Source organism: Streptosporangium subroseum (assembly GCF_900188345.1).
Taxonomy (GTDB): Bacteria; Actinomycetota; Actinomycetes; order Streptosporangiales; family Streptosporangiaceae; genus Streptosporangium; species Streptosporangium subroseum.
The window spans coordinates 1-14104 of the sequence record NZ_FZOD01000023.1 but is presented as its reverse complement, the minus strand read 5'-3'; the positions used below and the strand labels follow the sequence as shown (position 1 = coordinate 14104).

Sequence of the window (14104 nt, the reverse complement as noted above, 5' to 3'; positions counted from 1 at the left end):
TCGCCCGACCGTGGGGGTAACCATTGCCCTCATACGGTATGCAGTATGGAGAACACAATCGAGAGGATCCAGAATGACCCAGCCAGCGGACACGGCACCGGAAACGATCTCCGGAGGTCACCTGGTGGCGAAGGCGCTGAAGGCGGAGGGGATCGATGTGATCTTCACGCTCTGCGGCGGCCACATCATCGACATCTACGACGGCTGCGTTGACGAGGGCATCGAGGTCATCGACGTCCGCCACGAGCAGGTGGCCGCGCACGCCGCCGACGGTTACGCGCGGATCACCGGCAAGCCGGGGTGCGCGGTTGTGACGGCGGGGCCGGGCACCACCGACGCGATCACCGGGGTGGCCAACGCCTTCAGGGCGGAGAGCCCCATGTTGCTCATCGGAGGTCAGGGGGCCCTCAGCCAGCACAAAATGGGCTCCCTACAGGATTTGCCGCACGTCGACATCATGACCCCGATCACCAAATTTGCGGCCACGGTCCCCTCGACCGAGCGCGTGGCGGACCTCGTTTCCATGGCCTTCAGGGAGTGCTTCAACGGCGCCCCGGGGCCGTCCTTCCTGGAGATTCCCCGGGACGTGCTCGACGCCAGCGTTCCGCTGTCCAAGGCGCGCATCCCCGAGGCCGGCCGCTACCGGGCCTCCACCCGCCAGGCCGGCGACCCCGAGGCGATCGAGCGGCTGGCCGACCTGCTGGCCCACGCCGAGAAGCCCTGCGTGCTGCTGGGCAGCCAGGTCTGGACCACCCGGGGCACCGACGACGCGATCGAGTTCGTCCGCGCCCTGAACGTGCCCGCCTACATGAACGGCTCCGCCCGCGGCACGCTGCCTCCCGGCGACCCGCACCACTACCAGCTCTCCCGGCGCTACGCCTTCAACAACGCCGACCTCATCATCATCGTCGGCACGCCGTTCGACTTCCGCATGGGATACGGCAAGCGCCTGTCGCCCACGGCGACCGTGGTCCAGATCGACCTCGACTACCGGACCGTCGGAAAGAACCGCGACGTCGACCTCGGCATCGTCGGCGACGCCGGGCTGATCCTCTCGGCCGCCGCCCAGGCGGCCTCCGGTCGCATCGAGAACGGCTCGGCCGGGCGCAAGGCGTGGCTGGAGGAGCTGCGCGCCGTCGAGACGGCCGCCTACGAGAAGCGGCTGCCCCGCCAGCTCTCCGACTCCAAGCCGATCGACCCCTACCGGCTCGTGCACGAGATCAACGAGTTCCTCACCGAGGACAGCATCTACATCGGTGACGGCGGCGACATCGTCACCTTCTCCGGCCAGGTCGTCCAGCCCAAGTCACCGGGCCACTGGATGGACCCCGGACCGCTCGGCACGCTCGGCGTCGGCGTCGCCTTCGCCATGGCGGCCAAGTACGCCCGGCCGGACAAGGAGGTGCTCTGCCTCTTCGGCGACGGAGCGTTCAGCCTCACCGGCTGGGACTTCGAGACCATGGTCCGCTTCAACCTCCCGTTCATCGGGGTCATCGGCAACAACTCCTCGATGAACCAGATCCGCTACGGCCAGGCCGCCAAATACGGCGACAACCGCGGCCGGGTCGGCAACACCCTCGGCGACGTCAGATACGACGAGTTCGCCCGGATGCTGGGCGGCCACGGCGAGGAGGTCAGGGACCCCGCGGACATCAGGCCGGCCCTGGAGCGGGCGCGTGAGTCCGGCAAGCCCGCGCTGATCAACGTATGGGTCGATCCAGACGTATACGCCCCCGGAACCATGAACCAGACCATGTACAAGTGAGGGAGAGCTCCCCATGAAGGCACTGGATGGTGTCCGCGTCCTCGACATGACCCATGTGCAGTCGGGTCCGTCCTGCACCCAGCTCCTGGCCTGGCTCGGCGCTGACGTGATCAAGCTGGAGGCGCCCTCGGGCGACATCACCCGCAAGCAGCTGCGCGACGTCCCCGGCGTCGACAGCCTCTACTTCACGATGCTGAACTGCAACAAGCGAAGCATCACCCTCAACATGAAGAGCGAGCGCGGCAAGGAGATCTTCACCAAGCTGGTCGCCGAGTCCGACATCCTCGTCGAGAACTTCGGCCCCGGGGCCGTCGACCGGATGGGCTTCCCCTGGGAGCGGCTCCAGGAGCTCAACCCCCGGCTGGTCTACGCCTCGATCAAGGGCTTCGGCCCGGGGCGTTACGCCGACTTCAAGGCCTACGAGGTGATCGCCCAGGCGATGGGCGGCTCGATGACCAGCACCGGTTTCGAAGACGGGCCGCCGCTGGCCACGGGGGCCCAGATCGGCGACTCGGGCACCGGCGTCCACGCCCTCGCCGGCATCCTGGCCGCCCTCTACCAGCGCGAGCAGACCGGCCGGGGCCAGCGCGTGCAGGTGGCCATGCAGCACGCCGTGCTCAACCTGTGCCGGGTGAAGCTCCGCGACCAGCAGAGACTCACCTCCGGCCCGCTGACGGAGTATCCCAACAAGACCTTCAGCGACGAGGTCCCCCGTTCGGGCAACGCCTCGGGAGGCGGCCAGCCCGGCTGGGCCGTACGGTGCGCCCCCGGCGGTCCCAACGACTACATCTACGTCATCGTGCAACCCGTCGGCTGGGCGCCGCTCGCCGGGATCATCGGCCGCCCCGAGCTGGCCGATGACCCCGAGTGGGCCACCCCCGAGGCGCGGCTGCCCAAGCTCGACAAGATGTTCCAGCTCATCGAGGAGTGGAGCATCGGCCAGGACAAGTGGACGGTCCTCGACCGGCTCAACGCCGTCAGCATCCCCTGCGGGCCGATCCTGTCGACCAAGGAGCTGCTGGAAGACGAGAGCCTCAGGCAGGAGGGCGCGCTCGTCGAGGTCGACCACCCCGAGCGGGGCTCCTTCACGACGGTCGGCAGCCCGCTGCACATGTCCGACTCCCCGGTCGACATCACCAGCCCGCCCCTGCTCGGCGAGCACAACACCGAGATCTACGCGGGTCTGGGCCTGACCGCCGAGGATCTGGCAGACCTGAAGACGAACGGAGTCATTTGATGACGCATGACCAGGCCGCCGTGCGAGAGGTGCTGGAGAAGGCCCGGGTCGAGGGCCGCACGGCGCTGACCGCCCCCGAGGGCAAGAGGATCTGCGACGCGTACGGCATCACGACGCCCGGCGAGGGGCTGGCGACCTCGGCGGACGAGGCGGTGTCCGTCGCGGAGGAGATCGGCCTGCCGGTGGTGCTGAAGATCGTCTCCCCCGACATCCTGCACAAGACCGAGGCGGGAGGCGTGCTCGTCGGCCTGCGCGACGCGGAGGCGGTGCGCGCCGGATACGACCAGATCATGGCCGCGGCGCGCGCCTACAACCCCGAGGCGGGCATCGACGGCATCCAGGTGCAGGCCATGGTCGGCGCCGGGCACGAGGTGATCATCGGCGCCGTCACCGACGACACCTTCGGAAAGATCGTCGCCTTCGGTCTCGGCGGCGTGCTGGTCGAGGTGCTCAAGGACGTGACCTTCCGGTTGGCCCCACTTTCGGGTGATGATGCACTCGGGATGCTCGACGACATCAAGGCGGCCGAAGTGCTGCGTGGTGTCCGTGGTGCGGAGCCGGCGAACAGGGAGGCACTCGCGGACATGATCGAGCGGGTCGGCGCCCTGGTCGGCGACTTCCCGGAGATCGCGGAGGTGGACCTCAACCCCGTCTTCGCCACCGCGCACGGCGCGACCGCGGCCGACGTGCGGATCCTGCTCGCCGACGAGATCCCGCAGGAGAGGACACGGCTGTCGCGCGAGGAGATCCTCGCCTCGATGAACCGGATCTTCAAGCCGCGGGCCGTCGCGGTGATCGGAGCGTCCGAGGAGACCGGGAAGATCGGCAACTCGGTCATGCGGAACCTGATCAACGGCGGCTACCGGGGCCACATCTACCCGATCAACCCCAAATCCCCCGAGGTCCTCGGGCTGCCCGCCTACCGCAGCATCGCCGACGTGCCGGGCGAGGTCGACGTCGCGGTCTTCGCGATTCCCGCCAAGTTCGTGCCCTCGGCGCTGGAGGAGGCCGGGCGCAAGGGCGTGGCGGGCGCGATCATGATCCCGTCCGGCTTCGCCGAGACCGGGAACGTCGAGGGCCAGAACGAGATCGTCGAGATCGCCCGCAAGCACGGCATGCGGATGCTCGGCCCCAACATCTACGGCTACTACTACACCCCGGAAAACCTCTGCGCCACGTTCTGCACGCCGTACGACGTCAAGGGCGGTGTGGCGCTGACCTCGCAGAGCGGGGGCATCGGCATGGCCATCCTGGGCTTCAGCCGGTCGTCGGGCATGGGCGTGTCGGCGATCGTCGGGGTCGGCAACAAGGCCGACGTCGACGAGGACGACCTGCTCACGTTCTTCGAGCAGGACGACAACACCAACTGCGTGGCCATGCACCTGGAAGACCTCAAGGACGGGCGCGGGTTCGTCGAGGCCGCCCAGCGGATCATCCGCAAGAAGCCGGTGATCGTGCTCAAGGCCGGGCGCACCGCGATGGGCGCCCGGGCGGCCGGTTCGCACACGGGCGCGCTGGCCGGCGACGACAAGGTCTACGACGACATCCTCCGCCAGGCCGGGGTCGTCCGGGCCCCGGGCCTCAACGACATGCTCGAATACGCGCGGTCGCTGCCGCTGATGCCCACGCCCGAGGGTGAGAACGTCGTCATCATCACCGGGGCGGGCGGCTCGGGAGTCCTGCTCTCCGACGCCTGCGTGGACAACGGACTGTCCCTCATGGAGATCCCGCCGGATCTCGATGAGGCCTTCCGCGCCTACATCCCGCCCTTCGGTGCGGCGGGCAACCCCATCGACATCACCGGTGGCGAGCCGCCCAGCACCTACGAGAACACGATCAGGCTCGGCCTGGCCGACCCGCGCGTCCACGCGCTGGTGATCGGTTACTGGCACACGATCGTGACCCCGCCGATGGTCTTCGCGGAACTGGTCGCACGCGTGGTGGCCGAGGAGCGGGCCAAGGGCAACAACAAGCCCGTCGTGGCGTCACTGGCAGGTGACACCGAGGTCGAGGAGGCCTGCGACCACCTGTTCGCCAACGGAGTCATCGCCTACCCCTACACGACCGAGAAGCCGGTGGCCGTGCTCGGCGCCAAATACCGCTGGGCGCGGGCGGCAGGTCTGCTGCGCGGCTGATCGGGTCATGAGCTAGGGGGCGAATCGGGGCACTACCAGGATCAACCAACCCCCCAGGAGGTCCTCAGGTGGACACGTCAAAAACACCGGTGCCGGCGGAGGCCAGCCAGGTCAACGCCGCGCCGGGTCAGGAAGAACGAGTATGGCGGGCGGGCGGCCTGGAGCCGATGCCCATCCGCACCCTGCCCGATGCGCCCCCATCGATCCACATCCTTGGACCGACGGTGTTCCTCGTCGCCCTCGGCGTGGGCATGGGCGAGTCTTACATGTGGCCCCGGCTCGTCCTGCTGTTCGGGCCCGAGATCCGGTGGCTGTTCCTCATCGGCGTCACCTTGCAGGCCGTGGTGATGCTGGAGATGGCCCGCTACGCCATGGCGACGGGGGAGAGCATCTTCTTCGGCGCCGCCCGGGTGTTCAAGCCCCTGATGTGGTTCTTCTTCGTCGTCGCGATACTCGTCTACATCTGGCCGGGTCACCTGTCGGCGGGCGCCGCGGCCCTGGAGCAGATAACCGGAATACCCTGGCTCGTCACAGCCTGTATAGGGCTTGTGCTGGTCGGCGTCGTCTTCAGCCTGGCGAAGGTGATCTACAACCTGCTGGAGAGCCTGTTGTCGATCCTGATCGGCACGCTTGTCGTCGGGACCGCCGTCGTGGCGGCGATGGTCGGCACCTGGGGCGACGTGACGAGCACGATCACCGGGATGTTCGCCTTCGGCTACCTGCCTGACCAGGCGCTCACCGCGGCCTGGTTCCCGGTCATCGTGGGCTCGATCGCCTTCGCGGGACCGTCCGGAATGCAGCAGATGTGGTACACCCTGCACCTGCGTGACTCCGGTGCAGGAATGGGCTCTCACATCCCGACCATCCGCGGCCTCCGGCACGCCGGTGAGGAAGAGGTCATGCCGGCGCGTGGCTTCATGTTCGACACCGACAACCCCGAGGAGATGCGCAAGTGGAAGGGTTGGCGGCGCTGGGTCACCTTCGACGCCTTCCTGCTCTTCTGGGGCATCACGATGCTGGTGACGGTCTCCTTCACCGTGATCGCCCAGGCCGCGGCGAGGAACACCCCCGGGGTCCGCGCCGTGATCGAGACCGGTGACCGGGAGGTGGCGCTGAACGCGATGGCCAACTCCTTCGCCTCGGCCGGCAGCTCGGTGCTGGGCGCGGTCTTCCTCGGGTTCATCGCGCTGATCGGGCTGAACGCCACGCTCGGCCTGTTCGACTCCTTCTCCAGGGGTCAGGCGGACATGTCCTTCCACTTCGTACGCGGTGCGAAGAAGCTCGGGATGTCCCGCCTGTATGCGGCCTTCCTCTGGGGCGTCATCGGATTCGGCATCCTGATCCTGCTGTTCGGCCCCGCCGACGGCCCGAGCGGGATTCTCGACACGCTGGCCTTCCTGTCGACGTTCGCCATGGGCGCCTACTGCGTCACGTTGCTCCTGGTGAACAACCGCATGCTGCCCAAACCGATCCGGCCGAAGATCTGGACCAACCTGATCATCGGCTTCGGAGCGGTGTTCTACCTGGGAATGCTGTTCTACAGCCTGTTCGCCTTCGGCGTGGTCGTGGGTTGATCCGGCCGATGCGACACCTCACTGAACTCGCCCTTCCCGGGTCACTGATCGGAGTCGTCGCCGGCGCCATGGCAGGGGGACTGACCCTGCTGGCGGGGCAGCCCGCCGGCTGGGCCGCGGTCTCCGCGCTGGCACTGGCCCTGGCCCTCGGGCTTCTCGGGACCGGATACAGCATGCTGCTGGGCCACGGCCTGTTCAGGCCCGGGGTGTTCGCCCCGGCCGGACTGTACTGGCTGGCCGGCTTCCCGCTGGCCCGGCTGTTCCAGGAGACCGTCACGGGCCTGACCATCCACGGGCAGATCTACCTGCCCGGAGGCGTGGGCGGCTTCCTGGCCTACCAGGCGATCGTGAGCCTCGGCTTCGCGATCGGTTTCATCTGGCTGCACGAGAGGCTCATGCCGCACTGGCTGATGCGTCTGAAGGGCAACCCGAAGGCGCGTGAGCTGCTCGCCACCTACGTCGTTCACGCCGAGTCGATGTGGACGGCCAAGGAGCGCCGCCGCGCTCAGGTCCGCGCACAGAGAGCTCAGAGTCGCGCGCAGAGAGGAGCGCGATGAACATCGCCATCCGGGGGTGGCAGGTGAAAGAGCGCCGTCTGGCGCGGAAAGGAGCGCGATGAACCTCCCCACCTGGGTGTGGCTGGTCACGATCGCAGGGTTCATGCTCGTGCTGGCGGTCGACTTCTATCTTGTCGCGCGTAACCCGCGAGAGCCTTCCTTTCGCGAGTGCACGTGGTGGGTGATCTTCTACGTACTTCTCGCCGGCGCCTTCGGTACGGGAATACTGCTGATCGGAGGACCCGCCCACGGTGGCGAGTTCTTCGCGGGCTGGATCACCGAATACTCGCTCAGCGTCGACAACCTGTTCGTCTTCCTGCTCATCATGAGCCGTTTCTCGGTGCCGACCCGCTACCGGCAGAAGGTGCTCCTGGTCGGGGTCGTTCTGGCCCTCCTCCTGCGGGGTGTCTTCATCGCGGCCGGTGCGGAGGCCGTGACCCGGTTCGACTGGCTCTTCTACATCTTCGGCGCCTTCCTCATCTACACCGCGTGGAAGCTGATAGGCCACGAGGACGAGGAGGCGGAGTTCTCCGAGAACATCGCGCTCCGCACGGTCAGGCGGATCGTCCCCACGACGGACGCCTATCACGGCTCGGCACTCGCCGTGAAGATCAACGGCCGCCGGGCCGTCACACCGATGCTGATCGTGATGGTGGCGATCGGGACCACGGACCTGTTGTTCGCCCTGGACTCGATCCCCGCCATCTTCGGGCTCACCAAGGAGCCCTACCTGGTGTTCACCGCCAACGCCTTCGCGCTGATGGGGCTGAGGCAGCTGTTCTTCCTGATCGGAGGGTTGCTGGATCGCCTGATCTATCTCAGCAAGGGCCTGTCGATCGTCCTGGCCTTCATCGGTGTGAAGCTCGTGCTGGAGGCGCTGCACCACGACGGCGTCTCCTGGGCTCCGGAGATCCCCATCATGGTCTCGCTCGGGGTCATCGTCGGCACTCTGCTGATCACCGCGGTCCTCAGCCTGATCAAGTCGAGGAGCGACCGCAGTCGCGCCCTCGCCGACCCACCGGCCGGTTCCGGTCCGGGTGACCTGGCCGGCCAGGTCGATCCCACTGATCCGGACGGAAAGCGGAGCGAGGTTCACGCCGACGGCTGAGGCACGGATGGTCGTCGCGAGCGGGTGGTCTCCTCGGGGGAGGCCTCCCGCTCGCTCATTTGCGCACGTTGACCCTCTGCTCGGTCGTCCAGTGGCCCAGATGGCGCTCGGCGCCGTCGGCCGAGCCGTACTTCCGCATGGCCGTCGCGAGGCCGAGCCCCATCATCCGGCCATCGGCGTTGTAGCCTCCGAGTCTGTCGGAGAGAGAACGGAAGCGCTGAAGAAACGCTTTCATCGATCATCACCACCAATTCTGTTCTTAAGTATCTGCCCCGGGTGTTTCGTTGAAACAATCCGCGGGTGAACTCTGTGTCAACTGAGCTTGGCCGGCTCGCGCCGGGCCTTTCATCTGCATCTTTCCAGCGTGAAAACCTCCGATTTTAATCCCGGGAAGGAAACGCGGCGGAGTGTCGCGCGGTTCGGTGGCGCGTTCGGCGACGGCGGTGACCATGCCGCTCGCGCGCGTGTTCGGCAGTGCGCTTCCCGCCGTTCGGCGGTGCGTTCTCCGCGGTCGGCGGAGAGGTGAAACGCCTGTGGAGGCGATGTGAACCCGAACGGCGTGAGCCGGGCGGGCGGTTGCCGGTGAGGCGGGAGACCCGATACGTGGGATCGGAATTTCCCGGCTTCGACATGGGAAGGATGTGAATCGGGTTTAACCGGGTCGAAAGTGGTCGGCTTGCGATAGCTGGTCGGAAATGCCTGATTCGCAGCAGGCCGGTCGAAGCGGCTTGACGCGCGTTCGGTTTTTTGGGAAATTCCCGAATCGCGCCAGATCAATGAGAAGCACTCCCGGCCGTTCCGGGAATGGCCGCCCTGCCTCAGGCCGGTTCGGCAACGGCTCGGCTCGCCCCAGGTCGGTCCGGCAGCGGCCCGGCACGTCTCAGGCCGGTCCGTGTCGTCTCGGGCGGGAGCCGGATCGGCTCACGCCGAGCGAGCTCGCGCCGGATCCGGCGCCTGTCCGGTCGGCTCGCGCCGGGTTCGGCACGGGTCCGGTCGGCTCGCGCCGGGTTCGGTCCGGGTCCGGTCGGCTCACGCGGGGACCACGCTGACATGCTTGAACTCGTGTCGGGTCCGGGTCCTGTCGGTTCGTGCCGGGTCCGCACACATTGCTTGGACTCACTGGGGTCGGCGCGCACCGGAGCGAACGCGCCATATCGGTCCGGGTCGACATCGGTCCGGGCCAACTCGGCCTGGACCGGCTCGGCGTGGGCCGGATCGCTCCGGATCGGGTCAGCTCGGGCTCAGTGAGCGCGGGCGCCTCCGGCGTGTGGCGGGTGCCTCGGGCTCGTCGGCTCCGTCCGGCTGGGACGTCCGCTGATCGAGGTATGACGAGCGGGTGTGCTCGGTGTGGTCGCGCATGATCTGCGCGGCGCGCGTCTCGTCGCCCGCCTCGATGGCGTCGATCAGCAGCTCGTGCTCCTCCCAGGAGGCGCGGCCGCGCTGGCGGGCCACCGGCGTGTGGTACCACCGGACGCGGCGGGAGACCTGGGATGCCAGCTCGGCCAGCACCTTGTTGCCGGAGAGCTCGGTGACCAGGGCGTGCAGATCCGAGTTGGCCGCCACGGAGGTTTCGATGTCGTCGGCCTCCAGCGCGCTGAGCCCCCGGGCGCACAGCTCGCGGAGCCGTGCCACGCCGTCGGCCTCGCGGTTCAGGGCGGCCAGCCGTGCGGACTCGGTCTCCAGCAGCGAGCGTACGGCGAGCAGCTGGTCGGCCTCCTGCACGGTCGGCGCGTGGACGAACGCCCCGTGACCGGGACGCAGATCTACCCAGCCCTCTCCGTTGAGCATCTGGAGGGCCTCACGGACCGGCTGCCGGGAGACGCCCAGCAACTCCGCGAGATCGCTCTCCGCGAGATGCCGACCGGGGCTGAGACTGCCGTTGATGATGAGCTCCAGGATCGCCTCGAAGACGCTCTCCCGGAGAGTGGCCGGGCGCGGGATCTTGGGCGCCGCCCCCGAGTTCGCCAATTCCGACCGCACCATGTGTGTTCAGCTCCAGGATGAGACGACCCGGCCCTCCTTTGTTTGGATGGCCTATTGTCTGTCGTCGACTGCCTACAGTATACAGTTCAGGGTGGACTCTCCGTGGTGAGCCTGATCACATCATCGCTCATCGCGGGAGTGTGACCGGGTGACCCGGCTGACGCAGTGTGACGCTGAGGACCGCGGCGGCCAGCACCAGTGCCGCGGCGAGGAAGAGAACCGCCGCGTGATCCGACACGGTCAGTGCGAGGCCCGCGAGGCCGACGCCGACCAGTCCGGCGACCGCCTTGGCGCTGTAGACCACGCCGTTGATCGGAGCGGTGTGCTCCTCGCCGAAGTATTCGCGCACCAGGCTGGCGATGAGTGGGTAGAACGCCCCCCCACCGAAGCCGGCGGGCACTGTCGCCACCAAAAGCATAGCCTCCGATCCTGTCACGGCACCCCAGGCCAGGAGTAACTGTCCGAGGGTGAGCAGCGCGAGGACGGCGCTGAGGGTGCGTCCGCGCCCGGCGACCTCGGCGGCGAGCATCGCGCAGGCACGGCCGGCGCCGTTCAGCACCAGAAGCAGGGCCACCGCGGCCCAGGGCGCCGCACCGCCGAAGATTGCCCCGGCCACCTCGGGCGTGGTCGCAGGGGGCGCCGCACCGCCGAAGATTGCCCCGGCCACCTCGGGTGTGGTCGCAGGGGGCGCCGCACCGCCGAAGATCGCCTCGGCAATCCCGGGCGTGGTCGCCGAGGGCACCAGAACGCCGGAGGTCGCCAGGGCGACCACGTCGAAGATGGAGACCGCGCCCGCGCAGACCAGGATCGACACCAGCGTGGGCAGCGAGCCCGTCCGCAGCGCCTGGCCCAGGGAGAACTGCCGCACCGCCCGAGGCTCCCTGCGCAGCGCGAGTCTGTCGAGGGCCCAGATGCGCGGGTCGAGGTGTGAAGGCCACCAGTTCCGGGGCGGCAGGCGCACGAACACCGCCGCCGCGCCCACGGCCGCCCAGGCGACGACCGCCGCCGCCACGAACAACGGCTGGAGGCCGCGCCCGTCGAGGCCGATCGCCACCGCGAGCGGGGCGGTGCCGTAGGCGAAGGCCCCGGTCGTGAAACCCACGCGCGCGGCCGGGCGCTCGGGATACCAGCGGGCCACGGCCTCGGTGCACGCGCCGTACACCAGGCCGGCGCCCACGCCGCCGAGCAGCGCGTAGCCCGCGATGATCGTCGGGAGATCGCGGGCCAGGGCCACGGTGAGCAGCGCCGTTCCGCTGAGCAGGCCCCCGGCCCACAGCGCGACGCGGATCCCGAGTGCGCCGCGCCGCAACAGGAGGGCCGCGGGCAGGGCGACGGCGGCCTGGCAGACGATCCAGACGGCCAGCGGTGTCAGGGTCGCGATCGCCGACCATCCGTGCGCCTCCAGCAGAGCGGGCACGGCGGCGGCGTAGCCGTACTGCATGGGGCCGATGGCGGCCATGGCCGCCCAGGGGAGCCAGAACATCCATGACCTGGGGCGGTTGATCAGTTCTTGCGGGGTGTCGCCGACGAGGTAGTCACGTCCGCGCCAGTCCCGGATCAATTGAGTTTTTTCCATACTGTATGGAATATCCGCCATGGATGGTCCTTGTCGAGGTCTGGACGGCCAGATTTCCATACGGTATACCGTCTACAAGAACCGTATTCAGGGAGGCCGCGTGGACCTGTTCGAGTACCAGGCGAAGGAGCTCTTCGCACGGCACGGGGTTCCCGTCCCCGAAGGCGCGGTCGCGGGGACTCCGGAGGACGCCCGCCGGGTCGCGACGGACCTGGGAGTCCCGGTGGTCGTCAAGGCCCAGGTGAAGACCGGCGGCCGGGGCAAGGCCGGGGGCGTGCGGGCCGCCCCCGGCCCGGCCTCCGCGGAGGACGAGGCGCGGCGGATCCTCGGCATGGACATCAAGGGCCACATCGCGGAGACCGTGCTGGTGGAGTCGGCCACGGTCGCCGTGGAGGAGTACTACGCCGCCTATCTCGTCGACCGGGCCAACCGGTGTTTTCTCGCCATGGCCTCGACCGAGGGCGGCATGGACATCGAGGAGGTCGCCGCCAACCGGCCGGAGGCGCTGATCAGGATGGAGATCGACCCCCTGACCGGGATGACCGCGAGCGCCGCGCACGAGCTCCTGTCACGCGCGGGGTTCCCGGCCGAGGTCCGGGAGGCCGCGGCCGAGGTGCTGGTCAGCCTCTGGCGGGTCATGGTGGAGGAGGACGCCCTCCTGGTGGAGGTCAACCCGCTGGCCTGGACCGCCGGCGGCGCGATCCTCGCCCTCGACGGAAAGGTCAGCCTGGACGCCGGGGCCGCGTTCCGCCACGACCACGCGGCGCTCGCCGGTCAGGAGGGAGACGGCGGGCTGGAGTCCCGCGCCCACGCCAAGGGCCTGAACTACGTCAAGCTCGACGGCCAGGTGGGCGTCGTCGGCAACGGCGCGGGCCTGGTGATGAGCACCCTCGACGTCGTCGCCCAGGCCGGTGCGCGCTTCGGCGGCGTCCGCCCGGCCAACTTCCTCGACATCGGAGGCGGGGCCTCGGCACAGGTCATGGCCGACAGCCTGGAGATCATCCTTTCCGATCCCGACGTCAGATCGGTCCTCGTCAACGTCTTCGGCGGCATCACGGCCTGCGACGCGGTCGCCGACGGCATCGTCTCCGCCCTCGGACTGCTCGGCGACCGCGGCATGGGCCGCCCCATCGTCGTACGGCTCGACGGCAACAACGCCGAGCTCGGCCGCCAGATCCTCAGCCAGGCCGGACACCCGGCGGTCCACCAGATCACGACCATGGACGGCGCCGCCGACGAGGCCGCCAGGCTCGCGGCGGCATGAGCGGGCCGACCACCAGACACGGCCAGCCCGCGGATCCGGCAGACGGAGGGCACGCGGGCGCTGAGAGGGAGTGGCAATTATGGCGATCTTCTTGACCGGCGACAGCAGGGTGGTCGTGCAGGGCATGACCGGCTCGGAGGGGAAACGGCACACGGCCAGGATGCTCGCGGCGGGCACCGACGTGGTCGCGGGGGTCACGCCCGGCAAGGGCGGCGGCACGGTCGACTTCGCCGAGCGGCAGGTTCCGGTGTTCGGAACAGTCGCCGAGGCGATCGCCGAGACCCGGGCGGACGTGTCGGTGGTCTTCGTGCCGCCGAGGTTCGCCAAGGCCGCGGTCATCGAGGCGATCGACGCGGGGATAGGCCTCTGCGTAGTGATCACCGAGGGCATCCCCGTCCACGACACGCTGTCCTTCTGGGCGCACGCCCGGGCCGCCGGCGGCAGGACCCGCGTCATCGGCCCCAACTGCCCCGGACTGATCAGTCCCGGTGCCTCCAACGCGGGCATCATCCCGGCCGACATCACCAGCGCCGGCCGGATCGGCCTGGTGTCGAAGTCGGGCACGCTGACCTACCAGCTCATGTACGAGCTGCGCGACATCGGGTTCTCCACCGCGGTCGGCATCGGCGGCGACCCGGTCATCGGCACCACCCACATCGATGCCCTGCAGGCCTTCCAGGACGACCCGGGCACCGACGCGATCGTGATGATCGGGGAGATCGGCGGAGACGCCGAGGAGCGTGCCGCCGCCTACATCGAGCAGCACGTGACCAAGCCGGTCGTCGCCTACGTCGCGGGCTTCACCGCCCCCGAGGGCAAGACCATGGGTCACGCGGGCGCGATCGTGTCCGGCTCGGCCGGCACCGCGCAGGGCAAGAAGGAGGCTCTGGAGAAGGTCGGCGTCC

11 protein-coding genes are annotated in these 14104 nt (G+C 68.8%); 8 read left to right on the top strand and 3 right to left on the bottom strand.

The features are described 5' to 3' along the window. Positions 1-73: 73 nt before the first annotated feature. The 6 genes from CHC08_RS22830 (at position 74) to CHC08_RS22805 (ending at position 8376) form a co-directional block, all read left to right on the top strand. Complete coding sequence (locus tag CHC08_RS22830) at positions 74-1765, top strand: thiamine pyrophosphate-binding protein (RefSeq protein WP_089209394.1); 1692 nt, start codon at positions 74-76, stop codon at positions 1763-1765. Positions 1766-1778: 13 nt separating this feature from the next. Continuing rightward, complete coding sequence (gene frc / locus CHC08_RS22825) at positions 1779-3002, top strand: formyl-CoA transferase (protein ID WP_089209393.1); 1224 nt, start codon at positions 1779-1781, stop codon at positions 3000-3002. Then, positions 3002-5137, top strand: a complete 2136-nt coding sequence (locus CHC08_RS22820) for an acetate--CoA ligase family protein (RefSeq protein WP_089209392.1) — start codon at positions 3002-3004, stop codon at positions 5135-5137. Before frc ends, CHC08_RS22820 begins: the two co-directional genes overlap by 1 nt. A gap of 68 nt (positions 5138-5205) precedes the next feature. Continuing rightward, complete coding sequence (locus CHC08_RS22815; RefSeq protein WP_239514170.1) at positions 5206-6711, top strand: Nramp family divalent metal transporter; 1506 nt, start codon at positions 5206-5208, stop codon at positions 6709-6711. Positions 6712-6719: 8 nt separating this feature from the next. Then, positions 6720-7268, top strand: coding sequence for a hypothetical protein (locus CHC08_RS22810; protein ID WP_089209391.1), 549 nt, complete (start codon positions 6720-6722; stop codon positions 7266-7268). Between the two features lie 58 nt (positions 7269-7326). Then, positions 7327-8376: a TerC family protein gene (locus CHC08_RS22805; protein ID WP_089209390.1), complete on the top strand. Its 1050-nt coding sequence runs from the start codon at positions 7327-7329 to the stop codon at positions 8374-8376. A 55-nt stretch (positions 8377-8431) separates the two neighbouring features. On the opposite strand, the gene CHC08_RS22800 is transcribed toward CHC08_RS22805, so the two are convergent. From CHC08_RS22800 to CHC08_RS22790, 3 genes are all read right to left on the bottom strand, one after another. Next, positions 8432-8611, bottom strand: a complete 180-nt coding sequence (locus tag CHC08_RS22800) for a hypothetical protein (RefSeq protein ID WP_089209389.1) — start codon at positions 8609-8611, stop codon at positions 8432-8434. Between the two features lie 995 nt (positions 8612-9606). After that, complete coding sequence (locus CHC08_RS22795; protein ID WP_089209388.1) at positions 9607-10359, bottom strand: GntR family transcriptional regulator; 753 nt, start codon at positions 10357-10359, stop codon at positions 9607-9609. A gap of 127 nt (positions 10360-10486) precedes the next feature. Next, positions 10487-11935, bottom strand: a complete 1449-nt coding sequence (locus CHC08_RS22790; RefSeq protein ID WP_143653316.1) for an MFS transporter — start codon at positions 11933-11935, stop codon at positions 10487-10489. A 100-nt stretch (positions 11936-12035) separates the two neighbouring features. Here CHC08_RS22790 and sucC point away from each other — a divergent pair, with 100 nt between their 5' ends. Beyond that, positions 12036-13199: an ADP-forming succinate--CoA ligase subunit beta gene (gene sucC, locus CHC08_RS22785; RefSeq protein ID WP_089209386.1), complete on the top strand. Its 1164-nt coding sequence runs from the start codon at positions 12036-12038 to the stop codon at positions 13197-13199. Between the two features lie 79 nt (positions 13200-13278). Continuing rightward, positions 13279-14104: succinate--CoA ligase subunit alpha (gene sucD / locus CHC08_RS22780; RefSeq protein WP_089209385.1), on the top strand; the 826-nt coding region annotated here is incomplete at its 3' end.